Genomic DNA, 25595 nt, shown 5'->3' on the forward strand with positions numbered 1-25595 from the left:
TTTCAGTTCTTACCCACAACAGCGTATTTTGACACGATAAGAGCCAGGCAATATGGAAAGCAGAGTGTAAAATAAGAAATGTCAATCACACGGTCTTCAAAAATAGTCCCGTAAGCATTTCTGGAAATGATCAATGCTATTTCAGAGAGTAATATAAACAGGAAAACAAAGAGAGAAAGCAGAGCTAATAGTTCTTTGTAGTTTTTCCAATAGTAAGAGAAAAGAATGCCCATCGCGATCATAAACAAAAGGATGTAGCGGTTTCCTACGCTTGTTTGTGACATAAACGGATTTCGTGAAAGAAAAGCTGTCGCATTACCTCCCCAAAAGAAAAATGGAAGAAATGCAACTGCGACCACCGCAAATGAAACAGCGATAAATAGAGTCTTCTTTTTCCAGCTTGCCTCCCAGAAATCACGGAAATAGTAAATCGCTAATGGCAATACCGCTGAGAGTCTTGTTGCTGCAATAAGACCTGTGCCGATTGCATTAAGCAGAGTATTTGATTGAAGTGTGTGGTGTCGTTTGGTCGTCCAGAGGATAAAACCAAAGACCAACAAGGCATTGCTTAAAGAGTCACTTCTCACCGATACCTCCCACCAATAAGCAGGGGAAATAGCCAATAACAGTACGAAAAGCAAGAGTGATTTATATGATTCAAAGAAATAGTAGAGAAGCACTGCCGTCCCCAACAAGAAGAAAATAAGATTGAGCCCAACATCTTTCATCAGGTAAAAAGGAAGATTGATGAGATACCAGACGGGAAAGGGTGACGGAAAGTTTGTTTCGCAGAGATGAGTATGCGCTGCATAAGGGTATTGCCCTTTGAAGAGATGATCAAGAAAAAAAGAGACAGCCGACCAACGATCGACATTAACCGAATAGGGATCAATCTTTATTAAGAGTGTTCCAATACCGGTTGTCATAATGGCTAATAGGATATAGGTAGCAGGTTTTAGTAATCTTTGGTAGCTATTTCTTCTTACTACCAAGTCATATATATAGATGCCTGAAATGATAACTGAACAATATGCCAGTATGACTAACCACGAATAAGAAGTTACCCTGGAAAAGTATTTGGCAATAAAAAGAGAGTTGACAAAGAGATAAAGGCCCAGATGTAACGAGCGGGATGTAATAATATTCATGCGATACGGTTAAGCTTTCTGATTTTCACTGTGTTCGAAATTCTTCTCCTGGTCTATAAGATAAAGAGGCCATTTCTTCTGTTCATCAAACAGATAACCCACGTATTCTCCGATGACTCCGAGAATAAAAAACTGGATACTAATCATAAGTCCCAGGAAAACAACTATAGTGGTATAGCCCGGAGTCGGTTTGTCTATGAAATTCATGACCAGGCTGTATATCGCCAGTACGATGCTGAAAAAAGCCGAAATCAGTCCAAGATATATCCCCAGTCGCAATGGCAGTTTCGATAGCGTGGCGATGGCTACAAAGGAGAGAGAAAAAAGCTTGCGCAGAGAATATTTGCTTTCTCCTGCGGCACGGTCAGGGGCATGAAAAGCAATCGTGGTTTTGCGGAATCCCATCACCTGGATAAAGCCGCGGAGAAAACGTCCCCTTTGGCGAAACTCTCGACGTAGGATTTCTGCTACCCGCTTGGATACCAGGAAAAAATCAGAAGCGTTGGGCTCAATCGTGCAGGGAGATACTTTATTGATAAACCAGTAGAAGAGTGATGATTTAAGGGAACTCTTTTGATTGGAACGTACCATGTTTATAATATCCACGCCTTCGTTGCAATAGGTCTCAAACATCTTCGGCAGATACTGCGGCGGATGTTGCAGATCGGCATCCATGCACACTACTGCATCACCAGTCGAGTAATCAAGTCCGGCAATCATGGCTGCCTCATGACCAAAATTTCGGGAAAAGAGGATTGATTTTACCTTCGGATTTTGCGGAAGAATACTATCGATGAACTGCTGCGAAGCATCACTGCTGCCATCGTTGACAAAGATCAGCTCGTAATCGGGAAGCTGACTTCCGGCTATCTTCATTATTTCATCGTAAAATAATTGAATGACCTGTTCTTCATTGTAAACAGAGACGACTATTGATAATTTCATTATCTGCGGTTATATAGGAGGAGTCCCCCTCATATTCATTTGTATGCAAATGTAATAAATTGAATTAAGATTGGGATAAGAAAGGTTCCCTCAAAGAAAAGGAGCCGCATTGAATGCTGTTCAGATTGCAGAATACCTGATCAAAGAAAAACACGCTATAAATATTATCCGAATTATACTGAAAAGGGCAAGCCGACGTAATGTTGGTTTGCCCTTTGTTTTTTCATTATTCATCGGATGACTCCAAGTCATCCGATGAACAACGTAAATCAGATAACAATAATCGAATTTGGTACGCAAAAAGTCGGTGGTACCGTCGGAGGTAAACTTTTACTAAGAGAATCAGTTTGCCTTTCATCGACCTTTATTCCTGGTTCTTTCTGGGATTATTATAGGTTGACTTTATATTTCGATAGATGTAAATTAGTGAAAATACAGTTATAACACAGTGATATAATAGTCCTTTTAAAGAGTATTTTATCACTATAATATCTCTATTTTACCACTATGTTATGTCTATGTTATTATAAAGTCAACCTAAAGTGAAAATATAGACAACCTATACGAAAAGATACCTTATTCGGGATATTGTTTGGAGATTTTCCTGTTAGCTTCTACAACCTATGAATGGAAGTTTATTTATAAGCAGAACGGTTCGTGTGCAGCGGTTTCCAACCGCTGATTAATCGGGACAGTTTATGGAACGGAGTCAGTACTTTCTGAAAGATAACTTTGTCAGCAGAGGGAGTGAAGTACTATTCCTGAGGATAGAGAGCTATAATGCGGTTACATCCCGATAGCTATCGCGGACGCATCACCTGTAGGCTCCTGCAAGATTATGAATAGAAGTTTAATTATTAGTAGAGAGCATCGGGTGCAGTGGTTTTTAACCGCTGATTAATCGGGGCAGTTTATGGGACAGTGTATGTATCCGGGGTGGGTATTTTAATACCTATTCATTATCATCCCAACACCTCATCCATCAATTGTTTTACCTCGTCTTTGTAGATTCCGCCCTCGTGGAGTTTCTTTTCCCCCAGGTAAAAGGTCGGTACATACCAGTAATCGTGGGCATCAGCGCGTTCCACTTCCACCAGTTCATCGACGATATCAAAGTGGATATCGTTGTATTTCGGTTCAATCTGTTTCCATTCGTGGATGTACTTCAGGGCCATCTTACAGAAGGGACATTGGTACTGAACGAAGAGGGTGACGGTTTTCATCGGAAAAGTATTTGCGGATTTAATCTGAGGTCGGGAAAAACGAAACGCAAAGGGGCTAAGCCGCAAAGGATTGGTTAATATATCCCTTCGCGTTCCGATAGTTATCGGAATTGCTCCTTTGCGTTCAATTCTGATTATAAACTTTCAAGAATGCGCTTGAGTACCACCTGTGCCGAAATTTCGCGGTTGGCAGCCTCAGGAATTACGATAGATTGCGGGCTTTCGATCACGTCGTCTGATACGATCATGTTGCGGCGTACCGGCAGACAGTGCATGAAGTAAGCATTATTGGTCCACTCCATGTGTTCCGTATCAACGGTCCAGGCACGGTCCTTGCTCAGGATCTGGCCGTAGTTGGGATCTGCATAAGCCGACCAGTTTTTCGCGTAGATGAAGTCAGCTCCTTCAAATGCTTTCTTCTGGTCATACTCTACTACTGCGTTGCGCACGAATTTCGGGTCGAGCTCGTAACCTTTCGGGTGGGTGATGACGAAATCGTAATCGGTCTCGTTCATGAAGTCGGCAAACGAGTTAGGTACCGCCTGCGGCAATGCGCGTGGGTGAGGCGCCCAGGTCAATACCACTTTGGGACGCTCTTTTTTCTTGTATTCTTCGATTGTAATGAGGTCGGCGAAGCTTTGCAGCGGGTGACCGGTGGCAGCTTCCATGCTCACTACCGGACGTCCTGATAGTTCGATAAACTGGTTGAGGATTTTCTCGTTGTAGTCGTTCTCTTTGTTTTCAAAAGTAGCAAAGGAACGAACGCCGATGATGTCGCAGTAGCAACCCATCACAGGGACAGCTTCGAAAAGGTGTTCGGGTTTGTCGCCATCCATGATTACGCCACGCTCGGTCTCGAGTTTCCACGCGCCCTGGTTGATATCGAGCACCATGGTGTTCATGCCGAGGTTCATCGCCGCCTTTTGCGTACTGAGTCGGGTGCGCAGGCTGGAGTTGAAGAAGATGAGCATCATCGTCTTGTTTTTACCCAGGTGGCTGTAGCCGTAGCGGTTTGCTTTTACCTCCAGCGCCTCTTTCACGGCCTGCTTGAGGTCTCCCAAATCTTTTACGTTAGTGAAGTGTCTCATTATCGTTGTAAATTATGACCCCTCCCCGGCCCTCCCCGAAGGGGAGGGGGATGAGTGCGGGATCTTGTTGGTTGTTGGTTTTAGTTCCCCTCCTTCGGAGGGTCCCGATAGCTATCGGGAGGGGGGAGGTCCCTTTCTTTTTGCAAAAATAGGTATTTCCCTCTACCTGCGGTTAAAATCGTAGAGTAAATATTGCAGCAGCGCCTGGCCCTCTCTCTTTGCTTTGGTGATGTTGCGGCCTCTGCCTGAGATAATTCCGTTTGAATTGCAGTCGAAGGAGACCTGACTCTCCGGGGTTACTAATCCGAAACCACCGGAGAAGGTGTAAAAAGCATATTTTGGGCTGTTTTTCTGCATAAAGTTGTGGCTGAAGGTGAACTCCCTGGCCGGAATATCCATTTGTCCCAGTAATGTAGCGGCAAGGTCGGTTTGTGAGGCCAGCGTGTCAATGCGCATGGGCTGTTTGATGGCTCCGCCCATCCAGAGCATCGGGATCCTGAAGCGTTTGGGTGAACTATTGAGCAGGGTAGCCGGATAGAGCGCGTTGTGGTCGGGTAACATGATAACCAGCGTATTTTTCCAGGCCGGACTCTTCTTCAGGTCGTCGATGAAATGTCCGAGACAAGAGTCGGTGTATGCAATCGCGTTGAGGTATCTGTCCTCAAACTTCTGGAAGGGAACGTCAAACGGCTCGTGGCTGCTCAGCGTCAATGCCATTTTCATAAACGGCTGTTTGGGTTCTGTTGAAATCTCATTTTCCAGACGGTTGAATAGCTCATGGTCACGAAGCCCCCAGCGGGAACGGCTGGCCGAGGCGGGGAACGATTCGTCTGAAAGTATCTTGTCAAAGCCCGAGCAAATAAAGTGCTGGCGCATATTGGCAAAGTTCACGTCACCACCGTAAAGAAACTGGATATCGTATCCGTGCTTTTTCAGGCTTCCGGAAATGGAGGGCAGATGATTGAGCTTCTCCGGATGTACCAGCAGGGTAGTGGTGGGCAACGAAGGCATGCCGCTCAGGATGGAGAGTAACCCGCGGTCGGTGCGGAAACCGTTGGCATAATAGTTGGTGAAGAAAATCCCTTCATCGGCCATCTTGTCAAACCGGGGTGTAATTCCTTTGATACCGCCCAGTTTCTCCACTACGACTCCCGAAAAGCTTTCCAGTACAATCACCACAATATTCGGGCGTTTCGTGTTAAGCAACTGGGCCGTATTGACATCGTTTACCGGACGTGTCAGTGAAACTGCAATCTTTACCGCTTCTTCTTTTTTAAGATACTTATATTCGATGTTATTGACATGGGTCAATGAGTAAAAGAGATTGAAACAGGGATTGACCGCGGACTGGTTGAGGAAAACGTTGGTGCTGAAGTAGGCATGCCCGACGTTCATCGTTGAGGTTCCCCAGCCGCCACGGATAGCCAGAGCAAGCAACCCGATCAGAAGCAGGTGTGTTGCCCCCTGAAGTATCTTTTTTCCTCTTGGATAGAGGTCGGCAGCGATATTCAGGATGTATCGCTTCATCCCTTTTATCAACAGGTAAGAAAGACCAGCGACCACGATGATACAGAAAAACAACATACCGAAGGTGATGCTGGAAGTGGCGTCAGAGGGTGATTTCAGGTAGAAAAGCGCCGTGCTGTCTATGTGGCTGTTCCAGTGCCCGAAAAGGTTGATATCGGCCACAATTATTAATGAGACCAGCACAATAACGATGCCCGAATATATTTTGAGAAAGGAGTCAATCCATTTCCCCCGTATGAAAACGGAAACGGTCAAAAGCAGAGCCGGTAAAACGGTCAGGTATCCGGCGGTTGCAAAGTCCATGGTCAGACCGCTCCGGATTACCTGAAGATAATTCAGGAACGAGAGTCCTGTAGTGGGATGCAACAACATGAAAACTGGCTTCTGCAAAACAAAAACCGTCACGAAGAAGAGCCAGAATTTAATGATCAGGAGAATCCGTTGTTTCATTGAGGAATGAAGTGAAGGGTAAAGTTGGTGAGGGGGCAAAAAAGTCATTTTGATAACACCTGACAGGTTTCAAAAACCTGTCAGGTGAATCATATTACATATAGCTGATTTCGCTGTTATCTTCCTCCTTGTACCACGAAGCGTACATCAGGTAATTGTTGGCGATTTTCTGGTTGATTTCTTTGGATTGTTCCGGATCTACCTTTTTCACGAATTTAGCGGGAACACCGGCGTAAATAGAACCCGGTTCCACCACGGTGTTGTTGGTTACCACCGAACCGGCAGCAACGATAGCACCTTCGCCGATTACCGCATGGTCCAGGATTACCGAGCCCATGCCGATTAATGCTCCGGCTTTGATGGTTGCTCCATGGATGGTCACGTTGTGGCCGATGGAGACATTGTCTTCGATGTGGATTTGCGATTTCTCGTAAAGCGTATGCAGAACAGATCCATCCTGGATGTTTACTTTGTTGCCGATGCGGATAGCGTTTACATCGCCGCGAAGGACGGTATTGTACCAGACGCTGCAATCATTACCCATGATTACATCGCCGATGATGGTTGCGTTTTCGGCAAAGAAGCAGTTTTTGCCGTATTTAGGTTCGTAACCTCTTACTGAACGTATTAATGCCATTATATTTACTATTTATTCATTTACAATTTACAATTTGAATGGAGAGCTACAATGCAGTGGTTTTTTGACTGAGCCATTCGACTTCGTGGGCTTCCAACATCGGACTTAGTTTTTCAAATACCGTGGTGTGGTAGTCATTGATCCACTGAATCTCTTTTTCGGTCAAGAGAGTTTTGTCGATTGCCGCTTTATCAATGGGGAAAAGGGTCAGGGTTTCGAAGCAGTAGAATTTGCCGAAAGGCGTTTCGATATCTTCTTTGATCAGCACCACATTTTCGGTGCGAAGGCCGTATTCTCCGTTACGGTAAAAGGCCGGCTCGTTTGACATCACCATGCCCGGTTGCAGTTTTACCGGATTTTCTTCCATACGGATGCTTTGAGGACCTTCATGCACGTTGAGGAAATGGCCGATACCGTGGCCTGTGCCGTGGAGGTAGTTCAGCCCTTCGTTCCAGAGTGCCTGACGTGCCAGTATGTCAAGTTGCGAGCCACGTGTACCCTGAGGAAAACGACAAGAGGCCAATGCAATGTGCCCTTTCAGTACCAGCGTAAAGTCTTTTCTCATCCGGTCAGAGATTTCCCCCAATACATGAGTGCGGGTGATATCAGTAGTTCCGTCAAAGTACTGGCCGCCGGAATCTATCAATAGAAATCCTTTCGGAGCAATGGGGGTGTTGGTTTCAAGAGTCGGATGGTAGTGGACAATAGCGCCGTGTTCCCCGTAACTGACAATCGGGGAAAAGCTCTCTCCGACAAACAGCTCCTGTTCATCGCGGAATTCGTAAAGTTTTTCAGCAATATCGAGTTCCGTGATTTCTCTTGTATGCAGGTTTTCTTCCAGCCAGATGTTGAAACGGGTAAGCGCTACACCGTCTTTGATCATGGCGTTTCGGAATCCTTCGATTTCAGTCTCGTTCTTTACCGCTTTAAGCAGAGCAACAGGTGACAGTGCTTCCACGATGCGGCAATGGGCTGGAATGGCTTTGCACAGGCCATAATTGACCCGGTTTCCGTCAAAGAGGATTGTCGCCTGTGATGGTAATTGGCCCAGAAATCCGCTGATTTTGCCGTAATCGGCGGTGGTGATTCCTTCCCGGTCAAAGTGCTCGTAGAGTTCGCTGCTGATCTTTTTCGCATCGGTGAAAAGAATGCTTTGCGATTCGGTAATAACGGCATAGGCAACCGCTACCGGATTGCACTCCACATCATTTCCCCGGATATTGAATACCCAGGCAATTTCATCGAGGGCGGTGACAATCATCAGATTGGCTCCGTTTTCCTTCAATGCTGTCCGGACGGCGTTGATTTTATCAGAAGCTGAAGCACCGGCATATTCAACCGGAAGTTCGAAAATGCCTTCTCCGGGAACAGAAGGACGATCCGTTCGTATCTCTTCAATCAGGTCAAAGTCGGTAGAGAGATTTATTGTTTTGACGGCTAATGCCGATTCGATTCGTTTGACTTCGTTAGTCGTAAAAACATTCCCGTCGATACCGACCGTACTGTTTGGTGAGAGATTTAATGTCAGCCATTCCAAAATGTCAGGCGTATCGGGTAGTCCGGCCCTGAAAAGCTGAATGCCTGAACCTTCGAGTTGCATTTCTCCCTGCAGGAAATAGCGGGAATCGGTCCAGAGACCTGCATTATCAAGCGTAATTACTACAGTACCTGCGGAACCGTCAAAGCCGGAGATCCATTCGCGGGATTTCCAACGGTCGGGGATATATTCGCCAATATGAGGATCAGTACTAGGGATGATGTATGCGTTGAGGCCTTTGGCGTGCATGGCGTCGCGCAACTGCTTTATTCGTTGGGGAATTACAGACATGAAAAGGGGATTTGATTTTCCTACGTGGATTAAAAGACTTTTCGCTTCAGTTCAAACTGCTTGCCGAGGTATTTTTCACGCACAGTCGGGTTTTCTGCCAGCTCCTCAGCTGTACCCTGGAAGAGGATCTGACCTTCGAATAGCAGATAAGCCCGGTCAGTGATGTTGAGCGTCTCCTGGGCGTTGTGGTCGGTAATCAGGATGCCGATATTCTTGTCTTTGAGCTTGGCAACGATGTATTGAATGTCCTCTACCGCGATGGGGTCAACACCGGCGAAAGGCTCATCGAGCATGATGAATTTGGGGTCGATAGCCAGACAGCGGGCAATTTCCGTACGTCGGCGTTCTCCTCCCGAAAGACGGTCGCCCAGGTTTTTACGCACTTTGTGAAGACGGAATTCCGAAATCAGGCTTTCGAGTTTCTCTTTCTGGTACTCTTTGCTCTTACCCGTCATTTCGAGTACTGAACGGATGTTGTCCTCGACTGTCATTTTGCGGAAGACGGATGCTTCCTGGGCAAGGTAGCCAATACCGATCTGGGCACGTTTGTAAACGGGGAATTGGGTGATATCGGTATCGTTGAGGAAAATACGACCTTCATTGGGCGTAATCAGACCTACCGACATGTAGAAGGTTGTGGTTTTACCGGCACCGTTAGGACCCATCAGACCCACAATTTCGCCTTGCTTTACGTTGATGGAAACGTGGTTAACAACGGTACGGTTTTTATATTTCTTCACCAGGTTTTCCGTGCGGAGAACCAATTGCTCTTCTGCCATAGTCAAATGCGTTATAAGGGTGGGCAAAAGTACGGAAAAAGAAAAAAATAACCTAATTTTGCGCCGTTTCTAAACTGTAACGATTTCTAATAATCTTGTATTGCTGCAATGCGTTGTGATTCAGAATGTTTAATCGTTCGTGGTTGGTGATTCTGTGGAGTATGCCGGTAGGGGTTGATTTTGTCATTGAAGGCTTCAGAGACAGATATTAGTTTAGCTGATTTTGTGAAGCCGTTTTGAATTGCGAAGAAACAGGACAGACAATTGAGCAAGTAGATATCACAACACCTGAATTATTCCATTTTATAGCCATAATGTTTTGATTAACGTATGCGAAGTGAAGAGCAGCTCTGAACATTGGAGCTTTGTGTGTAGGTTACTCCGTTTTCTTTACTTTTTTGGCGCAAAAAAGTAACAAAAAAACATAGCCTAAAAAAACTCGCTCGCTCGCCCATAGATCATTGTACGGTATAAGAGCATTTGCGGATGGGCTCCTCACTCTGCAGTTTTTAGGCAGTTTGGAATTTGTGTTTGTCCCTTCGGGATTGGTTTGATGAGGTCTGGTAGGATATGTATTGGAAATCATCGCATAGCGTGTATCTAACTCCCCTCTCTACGGGAGAGGGGCTGGGTAGAGGCTTATTTATTTGTAATTGATTTGATAATGAATAAACTAATAGAATCGTTTAAGGCTTTCTACTTTCGAAATCCATACTGGACAGTCTTTCTGGTCAGCGCGTTGCTCACCTTGCCCTGGTTGCCGTTGGGTGAATTCTATTCCAAGGGAGAACCGCGGGAGGCCGCATTAGCGACTTATATGCTGAATAGCGGCAACTGGATACTGCCCACAGGATATGCAGACGAGATTGCGTACAAGCCGCCTTTCATGCACTGGTTTATCGCCCTCTTTTCATTGATCACCGGACGAGTGACGGAAATGACTGCCCGGATGCCGTCGGCGCTGGGATTGATTGGGATTTCGCTGGGTTTCTTTGCGCTGGCATTCAAACGCAAATCTCCCTCTCGTGCTATTCTGGCTACATTGATCCTGGTGACCGGATTTGAAATGCACCGTTCGGGAATTGAAGCGCGCGTCGATATGTTTCTCTCGTTTTTCATGATCAGCGGACTGCTTGCGATGTACAAATGGGAAGAAAAGGAGCTGAGGGGATTTCCGGTACTTCTCCCGTTGTTGCTGGGAGGAGCCGCGTTGGTAAAAGGCCCGGTGGGGATTCTGTTGCCCTGTCTCGTATTTGGCATCTATCTGCTCCTGTTGCAGAAGTATTCCCTTTGGAAAATTATTTACAAAAACGTCCTGGTTGCGTTACCTGCACTGGCCATCCTGCTCGTGTGGTATGTATTGGCCTACCAGCAGGCCGGGGAACATTTCCTGCAACTGGTCTATGCCGAGAATTTCGGACGCTTTCTGGGTCAGGACAAGAAAGCTCTGGGTATATCTTATGATTTGGGGCACAAAGGTCCGTTTTGGTACTATATTCCGGCCATTATTACCGGATTCCTGCCCTGGTCACTGGTCTTAATCTTCTTTTTGTTTATTGCCCCGTACCGAAAAATGCGGAATTATTTCGGGTCATATAAAGGTCAGTTTTTCAGTAAAATAGCCGGGCTTGACAGGATGCTGCTGTTTAGTATCGTCTCTGTCGTAATTATTCTGGGCTTCTATGCGATACCTTCTTCCAAACGAAGCGTTTACATCATACCGGCTTATCCGTTTGCCGCTTACCTGCTGACCCTGCTCTACGAGTGGGTGATGGAAAACAGGCCTTCCCTGATCCGTATTCTGAACGGTGTTGTTCTCTCCGTTTCGGGTATATTACTGGCTTTGGTCACCATTTTCTATTTCGTGAACCTGGAAGGGATATTAAGTCGATTTGTTCACAAACAGAAGAGTTTGTATGATATCGATCTTTTTTCAAATGGCTTTCAGCATCCGACCTTTATCGGGTATGTTGTGTGGGTAATTCTCCTGGCTGCGTTTGTTTATGTCTGGAAAATAAAGAGAGACCGGAATATCCGGATTGTCCTTGTTTCGACACTGGCACTCTACATCAGTACGTTGTTTTTCCTGGAGGGATTTGCCTATCCGGTCTATAAGAACGGCCATTCGTCGCGGCCTTTCGCAGAGCAGATCAGCACGAAATATGACCTGAAGGGTAAAACCTATGTGATGAATGATTTGAACTCCTTTTTCAACCCTTACGGCCTTAATTTTTATCTGGGAAATTATTTCCGCAATTTTGATAAAGAGCAACCTTCCGGTGGCTATTTCATCACGGCAGATGAATACATCGGTCAGATCAGGGAGAAATACAAAGGAAAATACCAGTTTGTTGAACTAGAAAGAACACCTAATGCAAATAATGATTATCAAAAAGTCATCGTCTTATATCAAATCGTTAAACTCTGACACGATCCAGTTTGTTAAGTACGGCATGGTAGGAGTATTGGGGTTGTTTATCGACCTCGGGATTTTCTATTTGCTGAATAAATTGCTGGGTGTGAATTATGCCGTTGCGAATGTGCTCAGTTCATCGGTAGCCATTGTGCATAATTTCCTTTGGAACAGCCATTTTACCTTCAAGGTGACAGACCGGAAGCTCAGGCGTTTTCTGTCGTTCTATTTGATTGCTATAATCGGAATGACTATCAGTACGGGGATATTGGCTTTCTTGATTGATGGATTAAAACTCGATTCGATGATTGCTAAGTTGATCGCAGTGTTTATTGTCGCGATCCTCCAATTCTTCTTAAATAAAAAACTAACTTTTAGAACACGATAATGCAGAGTGTCAGCATCATAGTGCCCTGTTACAACGAAGAGGCTGTTATCCATGAGTCCTACTCCCGCCTGAAACGGGTATTGGACGGAGTCACCGGTTACAGCACGGAAATCATTTTTATCAATGATGGCAGTAAGGACTGCACAGCGGAAATGCTCAGTGCGATTGCAGAGCAGGATAAGCAGGTGAAAGTGCTGCACTTCTCCCGTAATTTTGGCCATCAACCGGCAGTGACTGCCGGCATTCATCATTGTACGAGTGATTTGGCGATAATCATTGATGCCGATTTGCAGGATCCTCCCGAATTGATTCCTGAGCTGTTGGCGGTTCAGCAACGGGAACAGGCCAATGTGGTTTACTGTGTACGGGAAAAGCGCCAAGGGGAGAGCATTTTCAAAAAGCTTACGGCGAGAGTGTTTTACCGTAGCATGAACTACCTTTCGGAGGTGAAATTCCCGGTAGATACCGGTGATTTCCGACTGATCGACCGGGCTGTGATGAATGAATTCTGTAAATTCAAGGAGAAAGGAAAATATATCCGGGGAATTATCAGTTGGGTCGGTTTCAAACAGGTGCCGTTTTATTACAAGCGTGATGCCCGTTTTGCCGGTGAAACGAAATACCCGTTGCGGAAGATGCTGAATTTTGCCTCGACCGCACTGCTCTACTTTTCAACCAAACCGCTTAAGTTATCGACCAGTCTGGGATTTATTGCAGTCCTGATTGGGATAGTTTATGCGATATGGACCGTTTTGGGGAAATTGCTGGGCTTTACCCATGCGATCTCGGGCTGGAGCTCTATTATTATCCTGGTCGTATTTTTCGGCGGTGTCCAGCTGCTTACCATTGGGGTGTTGGGACAATATATCGGTATATTATTTGACGAGGTGAAAGACCGGCCCGAATACATCATCGAAAAATCGGAAAATTGCTGACAACGGGAGAGTGTGCGCTTAAACCGGATTTTGTTACGAACCGGAAAATTAGGCTACCTTTGCAGCTTACAAGGGATTCTTGAGGATTTGTATCACAGAGATCCACGGAGATTAAACCTAACAGGTCTCAAAGACCTGTTAGGTGGGGTGTCAAAAATCAAAGGTATTGATAAAAATAACTTCAACCTATTTTTTATAAATGAACGAAACTTTGCACTGTCATCCCGTGCTTGACACGGGATCTCAAAATCGCAGAATATTGCGTTTTGCTCGTAATACTGTCACTATCTGATTGAGAGATCCCGCATCAAGTGCGGTCCCGATAGCTATCGGGAGACAACATCAACATTTGAGCACGGATTTAACTCATTGATTTTAGGGACGAATTTATCTCATTAAATGCTTTGTGTTTTTGACACCCCACCTGTTAGGTTTTCGGTACATCATCGAAGTGCAGTTGATAAATAAAGAATTGGAGTGAGATAATACTGTTTGATTACCATCCCTTTCTCTATGAGCGAAAGGGATGGGTGCGCTTCGAGAGGGTCGCTCATAGAGCCCCGTTCGATACGAAGTAAAAGGTAATTTCATTAGGATTAATAACAAAATTGGTCATCGACCTACTTATATATAATCGAAATTTATGATCAGACAATCCATACATCGCTTTGGTGAATACGTCCTGTTGATGGCCCGTGCATTGACCATACCTGACCGCTGGAGCGCTTTTTTCAAACAGCTAATTAAAGAGATGACCAAGCTGGGGATCGACTCCATCGGTATTGTTTTGATGATTTCGTTGTTTACCGGGGCGGTGCTCTGTATTCAGATGAACCTGAATATCTCCTCTCCGTTTATCCCCTCTTATGCGGTGGGGATGTCCACCCGGGATACCTTGCTGCTTGAATTTTCTTCCACCATCATGTGTCTGATTCTGGCCGGTAAGGTGGGTTCAAACATTGCCTCCGAGATTGGCACCATGCGCGTGACCGAGCAGATTGACGCTCTCGAAATCATGGGCGTGAATTCAGCGAACTACCTGATTCTTCCAAAGATTGTGGCATTGGTCGTGTTCGTACCTGTGCTGGTGATTTTCAGTGTCTTCTCGGGGATCATCGGGGGGTACATTGTGGCATTCGTTACCGATATGATTCCTGTTGCCAAGTTTGAGTATGGGGTACAGAGCTATTTCAATGAATTCTATGTGTGGTACGGCATCTACAAATCCTTTGTTTTTGCCTTTATCATCAGCTCGGTAGCCTCTTATTTCGGCTATTATGCCAGAGGCGGTGCGCTTGAGGTGGGAAAAGCCAGTACCAACTCTGTGGTGGCGAGCAGCGTTTTGATATTGTTGTTTGACGTAATACTTACTAAACTTTTGCTGCAATGATTGAGATTAAGCATTTATTTAAATCGTTTGAGACCAAGGATGTGCTCAAGGATATCAATGCAGTGTTTGAATCCGGGAAGACCAATCTTGTTATAGGACAGAGTGGCTCGGGTAAAACGGTTTTGGTAAAATGTATCGTCGGACTTGAAACTCCTGAAAAAGGGGAGATACTCTACAATGGCCGTAATCTGCTTAACATGAAATCGAGGGAACTCAAGCATCTGCGCAGTGAGATCGGGATGATATTCCAGGGGTCGGCGCTTTTTGACTCGATGACTGTTCTGGAGAATGTTATGTTTCCGTTGAATATGTTTGACCGGGGAACCTATGCCAGCCGACTGGAACGGGCCCGCTTTTGTCTGGAACGGGTGAATCTGAAAGGGGCTGATGATCTTTTCCCTTCAGAGATCAGTGGCGGTATGCAGAAGCGTGTTGCCATAGCACGCGCTATCTCTTTAAATCCCAAATACCTGATTTGTGATGAGCCCAATTCAGGACTGGATCCCAAAACCTCTTTGCTGATTGATGAGCTGATTTCCGATATTACCAAAGAATATAACATCACCACCATTATCAATACCCACGATATGAACTCGGTGATGGGAATTGGAGAGAATATTGTTTTCGTAAACAAAGGGATCCTGGAGTGGACGGGGAATAAAGACGGTATCTTTACCTCTTCCAACCAGACTTTGAATGACTTTGTCTTTGCTTCGGATCTTTTCCGCAAAGTTAAAGCGGCTGAACTGACTAATCACCAGAATGAGGGATAGGAGTTTGCTGTTTGTGTTTGAACGCCTGAAGATTCAGTTGCTCAGGCTGTACAGATGGATCCGGTTCCGTCACGGACACGGGGTTCATTCTCCTTTTGCCTTTTCGTTTATCAACGATGTCGTGGAGGAGAAGAGTGGCTATTATGCGTATAAAGCCATTTACGAACAGATTGCCCGGGTGCAGCTGTTTCCGGAGTATTCTAAAGATGCGCCCCTCAAATATCTACTGCTTCTTTACCGCATTAGCAACTATTTCAAACCGGAGAAAATCATCCGGCTTGGAACGGAAAGCGGAGGCTCCCTCCTTTATCTTCAGGCACTCTCTTCGTTTACGCATTGTACTTTAATCGAAAGCGATAAACGTAAGATGGAAAAAGTGCTCTCCCTGATCGACGCCAATCCCCGGATTCATACGATTGAGGCTTCAGAGGGAGAGCTAAGCGATCGGTTTGAGGAGCTGCTCTCCCGTAATCCGCATACCGGGATGGTGGTTATTCACTCTTCAATTCCGGAAGAGACCAAACAATTCGCATTGGAGATGTGTTTAAAACTTCAAAATAGCCGGACAGTGCTTATCCTGGAGGGGATAAATAATGGGAGGGTTAAAAAGAGCTGGGAACAACTTCGCAAGGATGAACGGGTTGCCGTCACGTTTGACCTGATTCAATGGGGTATTGCGGTTGTGAATCCCTTTTTGAAGAAGAGAGATTACAGGTTGTTCTTTTAGGGCTTTATCGTTTTTTATCCCGGAGACAATTTATTAACTACGTAGGCACATAGGACACAATAGAAAAATCTTGGTGGTTGAATGTCTATCGGTATTACACCGGGCAGCGGCTTAATCCCATAGCTATCGGGACGCTTGCCGGATAAAAAAAGAGCCTGGTAACTTTGGTAAAGACAATAACGACAATTTATTGAACCACATAGGCACATAGGACACAATAGAAAATCTATTAGTTTCTGTGATGTGCAAATTACTTTACGCATGGATATAAAAAAAAGCAACGTATATACAAAGACAGGGGATAAAGGGACAACTTCCCTGGTAGGAGGGACCCGGGTGATGAAGTCCGATACCCGATTGGAGGCCTACGGCTCCATTGATGAGTTGAACGCCTTCCTCGGACTACTCAATTGTGATATTGAAGATGCAACGCTGAAAGAGCTCTTTCTCTTTATTCAGCGGAAATTATTTACGGTCGGGGCTATCCTGGCTACTGAAGATGATGCTACCGCTCAGAAATATGGGTGTAAGATCTCAGAGGAGGATGTGAAGCGACTGGAAGAGGCTATCGATGTGATGGATGCAGCATTGCCCAGACTGAAGCTCTTTACCATTCCCGGGGGGAATAAGCCGGGCGCACTGGCTCATGTCTGCCGGACGGTGTGTCGCAGAGCGGAGCGCCGCATTATCGCCCTGAATGAGTTGAATCCAGTCAGCAATGAATTGATGGTTTTCGTCAATCGACTCTCTGATTTGCTGTTTGTTCTCTCCCGGAAGCTGGTTCTTGATGAAAATCAGGAGGAAATTTTCTGGTCAAATGATTGAGAGGCTGGTTGCAAGAAATAGGATTGAATAAATGTCGTATTATATATCCCTATCCCGGTAGCTATCGGGATCCCTAAAGGGGACTTGTTGAAGTTCAAATAATAAGTTTACCCTATTAAAAGCCGTAGTTGAATTCAAATCCCACTGCGGTAAAAGCCCCCTTCAGGGGGTTGGGGGTAAATGAGACAATGATTATGCTCATTACTTATTTTACCGTAACATTTTCATATAAGAGGGTGTCCAAAAGAGATATAAGCAACTCTATAAGTAACAAATTGCAACCACGAACCGCCCCAAGCCCCTTCCCGATAGCTATCGGGAGGGGATGTTTAGAAGTGCAAATTTGCTTCGAAATACCACTCTTCAAAGTCCCCTTTAGGGGAATCGAAGATCGGCGTAGCCAATTAGGGGCGGTTAGAATTATTCAACTATCATTTTGTAAGTTCAGTTTTGCATGAACTAACTTTTTGGACACCATCTTTCTTTGTTCCTTTTTTAGTCTCTTTCGGGCATATTTCTTACTTTTTCCCCTTGATTTAGCCCGCTAAATCTGCGGGATAAAAGCAAAAAATCGACCTCGAAACGGTTCTGAAAAAAGTATCGCAATAAAATTCAAAACAGGCTCTGAGACTGAAAATAGTTTTTATATTTGCAACTTTTTTAAAGGGTAAGAGATTAATATCGTTTTTTTACCACAGAAAGAGGCGCAGAGAACCAAAGCGTTTGGGTGAATTATTTTGTGAAAATTGAAATAAGTGCCGAGCTATCAGATAAATGTGACCTCTCTTTATGATATATGTTCGCCCCCTTCGGGGACGGGATGTCGGGGTTTATTCCCTTTCGTGGGTTTTACTCACGGTTATTGAAGTTTGCCCGCTTCGCGGACGCATTTGCCGGAGAGCGAAGGGCTCCATTTGAATTGATGAACCTTAATGCTATAAGGTGATGTCTCAGAATGACAAACCTAACAGGTTTTGAAAACCTGTTAGGTTTAGATATACTGATTTTCAATTCACTCACGGTTATTGAGATTTGTCCGCATTCGCGGACATATTCCCGGAAAGGTCTGAAAGACCTCAATTTGAATAACCACGGGTGCAACCCGTGGCAAATGATACTTAGCAAAGCACGTCCCCAACGGGGGCGAATAGTGAGAACTAATTAATGTGATATACAAACAATTAAACAATTAAAAATCCGATAGAACTATGTACTGGACGTTAGAATTAGCCTCGAAACTGGAAGATGCACCCTGGCCCGCGACTAAAGATGAATTAATCGACTTTGCCATGCGTTCAGGTGCTCCCCTCGAAGTAATTGAAAATCTTCAGGAGATGGAAGATGAAGGAGAGGTATTTGAATGTATAGAAGACATTTGGCCTGATTATCCGAGTAAGGAAGACTTTTTCTTCAACGAAGAAGAGTACTAAGTATTAAGGGTAACTGGTACAGTCCGACAAAATGAAAGGGAAAACCGGAAAATTATCCTGGTTTTCCTTTTGCGTTTTGGAGTGACAGGCCCGAAAAGTTAAATCGCCGGTTTTCGATTCATCAAATAGACTTCGCATACAATTTTTCAGGATTTAATCAGTTTAACTACTATAATGTTTAAAACAAGGATGGATAAAAGGGTAATCGTCTTACTGTCGTTGATCATATTTTGCACCGGACTGCAAGCTCAGTTTGATGCTCAGTTTAGTCAGTATTGGGCGACTAAGTCTTACTATAATCCGTCTTGTGTGGGAGAAACTTCCGGGGTAAACGCCCTTATTATCAACCGGCAACAGTGGGTTGGGCTCAGTGGGGCACCCCGCTCTTTATTTGCAAGCGCCGATCTTCCGTTTGCCCGGTGGGGCAAAGACCAGGGAATCGGGATTGGCTTATACAAGGATGAGGCCGGTCTTTTCTCCAATGTATCCCTCGGGGTGAATTACGCCTATAAATTAAACCTGATGAATGGGATTTTATCCCTCGGAACGCAACTTGGAATTTTGAGCCAGTCTTTTGATGGTACTAAAGTGGATTTGTTGGGAAGTTCGGATGAATACCATGAGGGGACAGACCCCTATATTCCTTCCACCAGTGTATCCGGTACTGCCTTTGATTTGGGGCTGGGTGTGAATTATACAACAGACCGCTATTACGCGGGGCTTTCTGTTTTACACCTGCTTGAACCAACGATCCAATTTGAAAAAGGCTCCTCTAAAATAGGGCGGACCCTGTTCCTGACGGGAGGGGCGAATTTTCCGATGGAAAGTTATTCAACCGTTTTGTATCCTTCCGCGTTATTGAAGAGTGACTTCAATGTAGTACAGGCAGAGCTTACCTGTCGGGCAGAATATAAAAGCCGTTTTTGGGGAGGATTGTCTTACCGATTGAAGGATGCGGTGGTGCTGATGGCGGGTGCAAAAATGAAAAATATCTCTGTCGGATATGCCTACGATATCTCTACCTCCAAACTGGGAGCTGTATCCGGTGGCAGCCATGAAATTTTCGCTGCATATAGCTTTGATATGCAATTTGTGAGTAAATCGAAACGGAAGTACAATAAAAGTCTCAGATTCCTATAGGAAAATTAAGAGATAATGCACCGATAAACAAAAAAACTTATTAAGTTTGCAACTTTGAACCACAAAGATGGTTTTATTCTAAGTTTAGATGCGCATGAAACTGAAGTTTGGGAGAGCTTATGGCGTTGTATTGTTAAATCTGATACTGTTTTTAGTATCTATGCATACAGCCTACGCAAAAGTTCCCGTTCGTAACTATAATTATTACACATATATCGACCGGTTCAGGGTGAACCTGTCGGTTGGCCCTCAGGTTTATCTGGGTGGGAAGGCTGATATACATTACGGAATATTTAACCGGATAACGCCTGCTTTCTCTTTATCGGCTTACCAGCAGTTCTGTCCCTATTGGGCTTACCGACTTCGGTTGTCCGGAGGGCAGTTTTTCGCAACGCAGACACGCAGGGAATATGGAAGTGAAGTAAACATATTGATGAAAAGCAGGTTTTCAACATTGGGTGCCGGCGCCGATATGATGCTGAGTCTGAACCGGGTATTTTCTACCCGAAGTATGGAGCAGGTGCCAAATGTGTGGCTTTTTGCCGGGATAAGCGCTGATGCTGTGAAAAGCCCAAGGGATGCGAACGATGAATCTGTTTTTCCTGTTTTCAATTCTGGTCTTTACATCCAGATTCCTTATTCGGCGAAATTTGATTTCTCGGTCGAACTTAAGGGCGGTATTGTACAGGACAGGTACAACGGTTTTTATAAAAACGATCTAACGGTTGTAGGTGGTCCGAAACTAAGCCCAGAAGGGTATGGCTCCCTGTTGCTGGGAGCGACATATAAATTCTAGTTTTCAAAGTGATTAAAGGGTAAATTAGCATACGATTATGATAAGAAAGATTCTTCCGATTTTGCTTTTTGCGATTGCATTAAGCTCCTGCAACTACAAGAACAAAGGTCAGTTGCAAAACGTGACTCATTCGTTGTTCAAAGATCCGACACCCAAGGGGATGGTATTGGTAAAACGCGGAGCATTTCGGATGGGTACCCCCAATGATACAGTGTGGGGAGCTGTGAACGATTCGATGACAGTCTCTATCGAGAACTTCTGGATGGACGAAACCGAAGTGACCAACTTTATGTACAAACACTTTGTCAACTGGGTGAAGGACTCTGTATTGAGAGAGAGACTGGCTACGGTAGATCCTTCTTTCAAACCGGCCAATAAAGCGACCGGAGACTCCGTGCTGAACTGGAAGAAACCGATTCCGTGGAGATCCAAGAATCCCGAAATCCAGGGCGTACTCAGCGGAATGTATGTGAATCTGCCGCGCCAGACAAAGAAGTTCCTCAATACGAATATCCTCAATTATACCTACGACTGGATTGACTTTGAAAAGGCCAACAGCCGGAAGTATTCGCTGAACAGATCGATCCTGAATACGGATGTCAAACTGGACCAGCTGGCAGATTCCTATATGCTGATGGACTCTTCCTACGTTAACTCTAAAGGCCGCGTAGTAACTGTACAGGTCAATCGTCCGATCAGATCCTACAAAGATTACTTCACTACGGCTGTCGTAAATGTATATCCGGATACCAGCTGCTGGAAAGTGGACTTTGTGGCGGAGAAAAATGATATGTACGCCGCCCTCTATTTCTCAAGCGCAGGTTATCAGAACTATCCGGTGGTAGGTGTTTCCTGGGATCAGGCAAACGCTTTCAGCTACTGGAGAACCCGATTCTACCAGACTAAGAGCCGCTATGAGTGTGCACCGTATCGTCTCCCGACCGAAGCGGAATGGGAATTCGCCGCTAAAGGAGGTAAAAAAGGCATGGTGAACAAAAAATATCCATGGAAAGGGGATGATATCGTAGATAAAAAAGGATGTTACTTTGCCAACTTCAAACCGTTGAAGGGTAACTTCCCCGAAGACGGCTACCTGATCACGGCTCCTGTAGGATCGTTCCCTCCGAATGATTTAGGCCTCTATGACCTGGTGGGCAACGTGGCGGAATGGACCTCTACGGCTTACTTCCCGACCGGTAATAAAATCATGTCAACGATCAATGCCAGCTCTGAATTTAATGCATTGGGCAGCTTCCCGTATGCACTCAAGAAAAAAGTGGTCAGAGGCGGTTCTTTCAAAGACGTTTACAATTTTGTGAATGTGAATCTCCGTGAGTGGAAATACCAGAACGAAAAGATGGCGTATGTCGGTTTCCGTTGCGTACGTAACATGCCTGGTGAGAAATATTGATGAACTGAAAACAGATAATAAAGAACTAATATATGAAAAAACAAAAGAAATCTCCGTCGGCACTCCAGCATTTCCTGGCCTCTAAAAAAGGAAAAACAGTCATGAACTATTGCTATAGCTTTGGTGCAGCAGTCGTTATTCTGGGTGCAATGTTTAAAATCCTTCACCTTCCGGGTGGTGCGATTATGCTTGGTGCGGGTATGCTTACCGAAGTTTTCGTATTCTGCGTCTTCGCTTTTGAGGTACAAAGCGAGGATCTGCATTGGGAAGCGCTTTTCCCTGTGTTGGAAACCAAAAAGGAAGAGGATAACTTCCTGAAACTGATGGCTGAAAAAGGAGTTAAAAGTTCAGGCGTATCCCAACTTCCTGAAGTATCGGCTAATAGCGCCAAAAGACTGGAAGAGAGTATTATCAAACTGGATAATGCCGCTACCCAGCTCTATAAAATGGCAGAGATGACAGAGGTGACACAAAGTTACCTGGCTAAAATGTCGGATGTAAGCACCAGTATGGAACGCTTTAGTAAATCGACCGGTCAGCTTGCCGAGATCTCGGATAATCTTGCCGATACTTACACTTCCATGAAGGAAAATGCAGGATCAGTGAAGACCAGCTACGACCGTTACGTGCATCAGATGACCGCACTGACAGACAATATTGGCGGATTGAGCAAGGTATATCACGAACAGATGAATGCCATTACCCTGCAGATCGAGTCGTTGAGCAAACTGCACAATGAAATGACGAGAATGGCCGTTTCGTTTGAAGGCTCCTCTTCCAATGCGTCAAAATTCAAGGCGGAAACAGAAAAAATGGCAGAACAACTGACTTCTCTCAATGCAATTTATTCCAGAATGATTAAAGCGTTGACAACGAATCTGACTGTTAACGATTAATTTCATTTAAACCCATAATTGAAGTAATATGGCTGGAGGAAAATTGACGCCACGTCAAAAGATGATCAACCTGATGTATCTTGTACTCATGGCAATGCTGGCGCTCAACGTATCGAAAGACGTTTTGAATGCCTTTGTCATGGTCGATGACAGCATCAAGAAAACAACGGAAATTAAGTTCAATCAGAATAAGAGCCTTCTTGAAGAGCTTCAGTTTTATGCCAAGCAGAATCCGGTGAAGGCAAAACCGGCACTGGACAAGGCAATGAAGGTGATGGCCGGAACTGATGAGCTTTATAAATACATCCAGGAGCTGAAGGTGAAAATCGCAAAGCAGGCGGATGGAGAAGAAGGCGATGTCAATGACATCAAGAACAAGGAAGACCTTGAGGCGGCAGCCCAGGTGATGCTCTCTCCGATCAACGGACAGGCAAACAAACTAAAATCATGGATTGACAAATTTAGTGCGGAGGTAGGAAGTTATATCCCCGACCCTAACAAAAAGGCGATGATCCTGCAAAGCCTTTCGACAAAGTTATCGGCAAAAGAGAGACTGAACAATCTGAACTGGCAGAATGCACACTTTGAAAATATGCCTGCGGTTGCGGTGAATACTTTTTTAAGTAAAATGCAGAATGACCTGAAGAATGCAGAGAGTGAAGCGCTTTATGCACTGATCAAAAGTGTCGATGTGGGTGACTTCCGGGTAAACTCCCTGAATGCTTATGTGATACCGAATTCCACCAATATCATCGTGGGTGGTACCTACAGTGGCCGGGTGGTCCTCTCGGCGGAAGACTCCACCAAGAGACCGAATATCTTTGTCAGGGGCCAGCAGTTGTCTCCGGCAAGCCGGGGTAAATTCCAGTTTACCTGCGGGGCTATCGGTGACTTTACGATGAACGGGGTTATAGAGTTGACCCGTGGTGACGGATCTATCTCAAAATTCCCTTTTGAAAATAAATACAGCGTTGTTGCGCCTACCGCTACTGTCTCTGCGACCAAGATGAATATCCTGTATGCCGGATGGAGCAATCCGGTCAGCATTTCTGTTCCCGGGGTTCCAAGCGGACAGTTATCGGCGTCGGTGAGCAACGGTTCGATCAGACGCCAGGGCAATGAGTGGATTGTCGTGCCTAACCTTTCTGCGATTGGCTCCGAGGTTACGATTACCACCAGCGCTTCCGTGGGCGGTAAGAGCTTCTCGGTAGCAAGCAAGTTCCGGGTAAGAAAAACACCGGCGCCATCGGCCTCTGTCGTTTTACCTTCGGGTAATAAATTCAAAGGCGGTCGTGTTTCCAAATTTGATGTGGCACAGTCATCCGGCCTGATCGCCGAACTGGAAGACCTTGATATTCCATATTCAGTCGTAAGCTTTGACTTGTCTTACTACGGATCGTTGGGTGATGTGAAGACTCTGCCTTCCAGTGGGAATAAGTTCTCAGGAGCTCAGGTGGCGGTTTTGGAAAAACTGCCGAAGAACCAGATGGCTGCCCTGAACAACATTGTGGTAAGGGGACCTTCGGGTACGCAGACGGTTAATGATATCACCATCATATCCAAAAACTAGTGTAGTACGACGGTCGTAACCAATATGCTACGTAGCCAAAACAAAAAATAAATAGTGACGTATGAAAAAGCTAAGTATAATATTCATCGTATTGGGTTTTCTCGGCATTAAGAGCGCCGCGGCTCAGTCTTTAAAACTCAATGAAGACAGCATACTCTTCAATATCAGTCCGGCGGTACAGGAGGAGTTAAGGAATCTGTGGCCGGCTCCGGAGAATGTCAAATGGTCCCGCCAGGTGTACCGGGAGGTATTCTTCAACGATTCGACCCGTGCGATCAAAAACAATGCGATTCTCCAGTATCCTGAAGAGCCGGTATTTGATTACGCCATGGAAAACGGCGTGCAGAAGGTGGTGTTGAAACAGAACCTTTTCTGGCTGATCTTTAAGCTGGTCATGGCGCATAAGGTGCCCGTTTATGAAGGAAACGACTATCTTACCTTCACCGAGAACGATATGATTAAGAAGGATTCCACCATCCTGAGAAACCTGAAGTATATCAAGGATAAAGGAAAATATGTGGTTTCCGATAAGTACACCCGGGCTTTGAACTCTTCAATTATCGGGTACATGTTTAAGGAGACCTACTTCTTTGACGCGGAAGCTTCCGAGTTGAGATCGCAGATTGTAGCAATTGCTCCCCTGATTGAAAACTCGGTGGAATCGTTGAACTCCAATACGAATGCCTATTCGATCCCTTTCTGGGTGACTTACGAATCGCTTCAACCCTGGTTACTCACCTATTCTACGGTGGCCTCCGAGACGAACAATTCAGATATCATCTCATTTGACTCTTACTTCAGAAAGAGGATGTTCCGGGGCAACATTATCAAAATCGAGAATCCTCTCAACCAGACCCTGGCTAAAGAGTGCCAGGAGTGCTGTGCTGATAAGCTTGCTGAGTGTATCAAAAGCAAGCAGACGGGTGTAGAACGGCAGGTGCTCGATTTTGATCAGAAACAGTTGTGGGTGCTTCCTTCTGCTCCGAAGCAGAAAGCGAAAGCAAAGAAGACAAAGGTCAAAGAGACGACTACGGCTAAAGCCGGTAATGAGGAAAAGAAATAAAGTATGTAAATGAGATTAAGAGAGGGTAACCCGTTAGGGGTACCCTTTTTTTATGGCCATTTTTCGTGTGGTTTCTTTATCACAGAGATCCACGAAGGAAAACCACAGAGGTTTGTATCCAAACCTAACAGTTTTTGGAAACCTGTTAGGTGGGGTGTCAAAAATATCTACCCGTCAATAAATTATTTCGTTCCAAAAACTTCGATGCAAAAT

The 25595-nt window shown here is 45.1% G+C and carries 22 protein-coding genes; 14 read left to right on the forward strand and 8 right to left on the reverse strand.

Translation table 11 applies throughout. The annotated features are described in order from the left end of the window. Positions 1-2: 2 nt before the first annotated feature. From MLE17_RS10440 to lptB, 8 genes are all read right to left on the reverse strand, one after another. Entirely contained in the window at positions 3-1148 is a 1146-nt protein-coding gene (locus tag MLE17_RS10440) for a hypothetical protein (protein WP_243348741.1), read from the reverse strand. Positions 1149-1157: 9 nt separating this feature from the next. Further along, positions 1158-2093 carry a glycosyltransferase family 2 protein gene (locus MLE17_RS10445; RefSeq protein ID WP_243348742.1) on the reverse strand — a complete coding sequence of 312 codons (936 nt, stop codon included), beginning with the start codon at positions 2091-2093 and terminating at the stop codon, positions 1158-1160. Positions 2094-3055: 962 nt separating this feature from the next. Then, positions 3056-3316: a thioredoxin gene (locus tag MLE17_RS10450; RefSeq protein WP_243348743.1), complete on the reverse strand. Its 261-nt coding sequence runs from the start codon at positions 3314-3316 to the stop codon at positions 3056-3058. A gap of 134 nt (positions 3317-3450) precedes the next feature. Continuing rightward, positions 3451-4404 carry an acetylornithine carbamoyltransferase gene (locus tag MLE17_RS10455; protein ID WP_243348744.1) on the reverse strand — a complete coding sequence of 318 codons (954 nt, stop codon included), beginning with the start codon at positions 4402-4404 and terminating at the stop codon, positions 3451-3453. A gap of 162 nt (positions 4405-4566) precedes the next feature. After that, positions 4567-6381, reverse strand: coding sequence for an LTA synthase family protein (locus MLE17_RS10460; protein ID WP_243348745.1), 1815 nt, complete (start codon positions 6379-6381; stop codon positions 4567-4569). 94 nt (positions 6382-6475) lie between these two features. Beyond that, a complete protein-coding gene (locus MLE17_RS10465) occupies positions 6476-7018 on the reverse strand; it encodes a gamma carbonic anhydrase family protein (RefSeq protein WP_243348746.1) in 543 nt (180 codons plus the stop codon). A gap of 46 nt (positions 7019-7064) precedes the next feature. After that, positions 7065-8846 (reverse strand): aminopeptidase P family protein, encoded by a 1782-nt coding sequence (locus tag MLE17_RS10470; protein WP_243348747.1) that lies wholly within the window; start codon positions 8844-8846, stop codon positions 7065-7067. Positions 8847-8875: 29 nt separating this feature from the next. Continuing rightward, the gene (lptB, locus tag MLE17_RS10475) at positions 8876-9625 is read right to left on the reverse strand and encodes an LPS export ABC transporter ATP-binding protein (RefSeq protein ID WP_243348748.1); all 750 of its coding nucleotides are present in this window, start codon (positions 9623-9625) and stop codon (positions 8876-8878) included. 664 nt (positions 9626-10289) lie between these two features. Here lptB and MLE17_RS10480 point away from each other — a divergent pair. The 14 genes from MLE17_RS10480 to gldN all read left to right on the forward strand — a co-directional run bounded on the left by MLE17_RS10480 (position 10290) and on the right by gldN (position 25382). Further along, complete coding sequence (locus tag MLE17_RS10480) at positions 10290-12053, forward strand: ArnT family glycosyltransferase (RefSeq protein ID WP_243348749.1); 1764 nt, start codon at positions 10290-10292, stop codon at positions 12051-12053. Beyond that, complete coding sequence (locus tag MLE17_RS10485) at positions 12007-12426, forward strand: GtrA family protein (RefSeq protein WP_243348750.1); 420 nt, start codon at positions 12007-12009, stop codon at positions 12424-12426. The genes MLE17_RS10480 and MLE17_RS10485 overlap by 47 nt, the downstream gene beginning before the upstream one ends. Further along, positions 12426-13361 (forward strand): glycosyltransferase family 2 protein, encoded by a 936-nt coding sequence (locus tag MLE17_RS10490; protein ID WP_243348751.1) that lies wholly within the window; start codon positions 12426-12428, stop codon positions 13359-13361. Before MLE17_RS10485 ends, MLE17_RS10490 begins: the two co-directional genes overlap by 1 nt. Before the next feature lie 643 nt (positions 13362-14004). Continuing rightward, positions 14005-14751, forward strand: coding sequence for an MlaE family ABC transporter permease (locus MLE17_RS10495; RefSeq protein ID WP_243348752.1), 747 nt, complete (start codon positions 14005-14007; stop codon positions 14749-14751). Beyond that, positions 14748-15524: an ABC transporter ATP-binding protein gene (locus tag MLE17_RS10500; protein ID WP_243348753.1), complete on the forward strand. Its 777-nt coding sequence runs from the start codon at positions 14748-14750 to the stop codon at positions 15522-15524. The genes MLE17_RS10495 and MLE17_RS10500 overlap by 4 nt, the downstream gene beginning before the upstream one ends. Continuing rightward, positions 15514-16251: a hypothetical protein gene (locus MLE17_RS10505; protein WP_243348754.1), complete on the forward strand. Its 738-nt coding sequence runs from the start codon at positions 15514-15516 to the stop codon at positions 16249-16251. The genes MLE17_RS10500 and MLE17_RS10505 overlap by 11 nt, the downstream gene beginning before the upstream one ends. 267 nt (positions 16252-16518) lie before the next feature. Continuing rightward, the gene (locus MLE17_RS10510) at positions 16519-17076 is read left to right on the forward strand and encodes a cob(I)yrinic acid a,c-diamide adenosyltransferase (RefSeq protein ID WP_243349000.1); all 558 of its coding nucleotides are present in this window, start codon (positions 16519-16521) and stop codon (positions 17074-17076) included. Between the two features lie 1208 nt (positions 17077-18284). Further along, positions 18285-18506 carry a DUF2795 domain-containing protein gene (locus tag MLE17_RS10515; RefSeq protein ID WP_243348755.1) on the forward strand — a complete coding sequence of 74 codons (222 nt, stop codon included), beginning with the start codon at positions 18285-18287 and terminating at the stop codon, positions 18504-18506. A gap of 189 nt (positions 18507-18695) precedes the next feature. Continuing rightward, the gene (locus MLE17_RS10520; protein WP_243348756.1) at positions 18696-19646 is read left to right on the forward strand and encodes a type IX secretion system membrane protein PorP/SprF; all 951 of its coding nucleotides are present in this window, start codon (positions 18696-18698) and stop codon (positions 19644-19646) included. Positions 19647-19740: 94 nt separating this feature from the next. Further along, complete coding sequence (locus MLE17_RS10525) at positions 19741-20442, forward strand: hypothetical protein (protein ID WP_243348757.1); 702 nt, start codon at positions 19741-19743, stop codon at positions 20440-20442. 37 nt (positions 20443-20479) lie between these two features. Next, on the forward strand, positions 20480-21853 hold the full coding sequence (locus tag MLE17_RS10530; RefSeq protein ID WP_243348758.1) for a formylglycine-generating enzyme family protein: 1374 nt from the start codon (positions 20480-20482) through the stop codon (positions 21851-21853). 32 nt (positions 21854-21885) lie between these two features. After that, positions 21886-22749 carry a gliding motility protein GldL gene (gldL, locus tag MLE17_RS10535; RefSeq protein WP_243348759.1) on the forward strand — a complete coding sequence of 288 codons (864 nt, stop codon included), beginning with the start codon at positions 21886-21888 and terminating at the stop codon, positions 22747-22749. Positions 22750-22777: 28 nt separating this feature from the next. Next, positions 22778-24319, forward strand: coding sequence for a gliding motility protein GldM (gene gldM / locus MLE17_RS10540; protein WP_243348760.1), 1542 nt, complete (start codon positions 22778-22780; stop codon positions 24317-24319). Positions 24320-24380: 61 nt separating this feature from the next. Further along, a complete protein-coding gene (gldN, locus tag MLE17_RS10545; RefSeq protein ID WP_243348761.1) occupies positions 24381-25382 on the forward strand; it encodes a gliding motility protein GldN in 1002 nt (333 codons plus the stop codon). The last annotated feature ends 213 nt before the right edge of the window (positions 25383-25595 follow it).

The sequence above is a fragment of the Parabacteroides sp. FAFU027 genome, from assembly GCF_022808675.1.
Taxonomy (GTDB): domain Bacteria; phylum Bacteroidota; class Bacteroidia; order Bacteroidales; family UBA7332; genus CAXXIC01.

Excerpts from the sequence above, each read along its gene's own strand:
- MLE17_RS10440 (WP_243348741.1), bottom strand. The coding sequence starts at position 1,148 with ATGAATATTATTACATCCCGCTCGTTACATCTGGGCCTTTATCTCTTT.
- MLE17_RS10445 (WP_243348742.1), bottom strand. The coding sequence starts at position 2,093 with ATGAAATTATCAATAGTCGTCTCTGTTTACAATGAAGAACAGGTCATT.
- MLE17_RS10450 (WP_243348743.1), bottom strand. The coding sequence starts at position 3,316 with ATGAAAACCGTCACCCTCTTCGTTCAGTACCAATGTCCCTTCTGTAAG.
- MLE17_RS10455 (WP_243348744.1), bottom strand. The coding sequence starts at position 4,404 with ATGAGACACTTCACTAACGTAAAAGATTTGGGAGACCTCAAGCAGGCC.
- MLE17_RS10460 (WP_243348745.1), bottom strand. The coding sequence starts at position 6,381 with ATGAAACAACGGATTCTCCTGATCATTAAATTCTGGCTCTTCTTCGTG.
- MLE17_RS10465 (WP_243348746.1), bottom strand. The coding sequence starts at position 7,018 with ATGGCATTAATACGTTCAGTAAGAGGTTACGAACCTAAATACGGCAAA.
- MLE17_RS10470 (WP_243348747.1), bottom strand. The coding sequence starts at position 8,846 with ATGTCTGTAATTCCCCAACGAATAAAGCAGTTGCGCGACGCCATGCAC.
- lptB (WP_243348748.1), bottom strand. The coding sequence starts at position 9,625 with ATGGCAGAAGAGCAATTGGTTCTCCGCACGGAAAACCTGGTGAAGAAA.
- MLE17_RS10480 (WP_243348749.1), top strand. The coding sequence starts at position 10,290 with ATGAATAAACTAATAGAATCGTTTAAGGCTTTCTACTTTCGAAATCCA.
- MLE17_RS10485 (WP_243348750.1), top strand. The coding sequence starts at position 12,007 with ATGATTATCAAAAAGTCATCGTCTTATATCAAATCGTTAAACTCTGAC.
- MLE17_RS10490 (WP_243348751.1), top strand. The coding sequence starts at position 12,426 with ATGCAGAGTGTCAGCATCATAGTGCCCTGTTACAACGAAGAGGCTGTT.
- MLE17_RS10495 (WP_243348752.1), top strand. The coding sequence starts at position 14,005 with ATGATCAGACAATCCATACATCGCTTTGGTGAATACGTCCTGTTGATG.
- MLE17_RS10500 (WP_243348753.1), top strand. The coding sequence starts at position 14,748 with ATGATTGAGATTAAGCATTTATTTAAATCGTTTGAGACCAAGGATGTG.
- MLE17_RS10505 (WP_243348754.1), top strand. The coding sequence starts at position 15,514 with ATGAGGGATAGGAGTTTGCTGTTTGTGTTTGAACGCCTGAAGATTCAG.
- MLE17_RS10515 (WP_243348755.1), top strand. The coding sequence starts at position 18,285 with ATGTACTGGACGTTAGAATTAGCCTCGAAACTGGAAGATGCACCCTGG.
- MLE17_RS10520 (WP_243348756.1), top strand. The coding sequence starts at position 18,696 with ATGGATAAAAGGGTAATCGTCTTACTGTCGTTGATCATATTTTGCACC.
- MLE17_RS10525 (WP_243348757.1), top strand. The coding sequence starts at position 19,741 with ATGAAACTGAAGTTTGGGAGAGCTTATGGCGTTGTATTGTTAAATCTG.
- MLE17_RS10530 (WP_243348758.1), top strand. The coding sequence starts at position 20,480 with ATGATAAGAAAGATTCTTCCGATTTTGCTTTTTGCGATTGCATTAAGC.
- gldL (WP_243348759.1), top strand. The coding sequence starts at position 21,886 with ATGAAAAAACAAAAGAAATCTCCGTCGGCACTCCAGCATTTCCTGGCC.
- gldM (WP_243348760.1), top strand. The coding sequence starts at position 22,778 with ATGGCTGGAGGAAAATTGACGCCACGTCAAAAGATGATCAACCTGATG.
- gldN (WP_243348761.1), top strand. The coding sequence starts at position 24,381 with ATGAAAAAGCTAAGTATAATATTCATCGTATTGGGTTTTCTCGGCATT.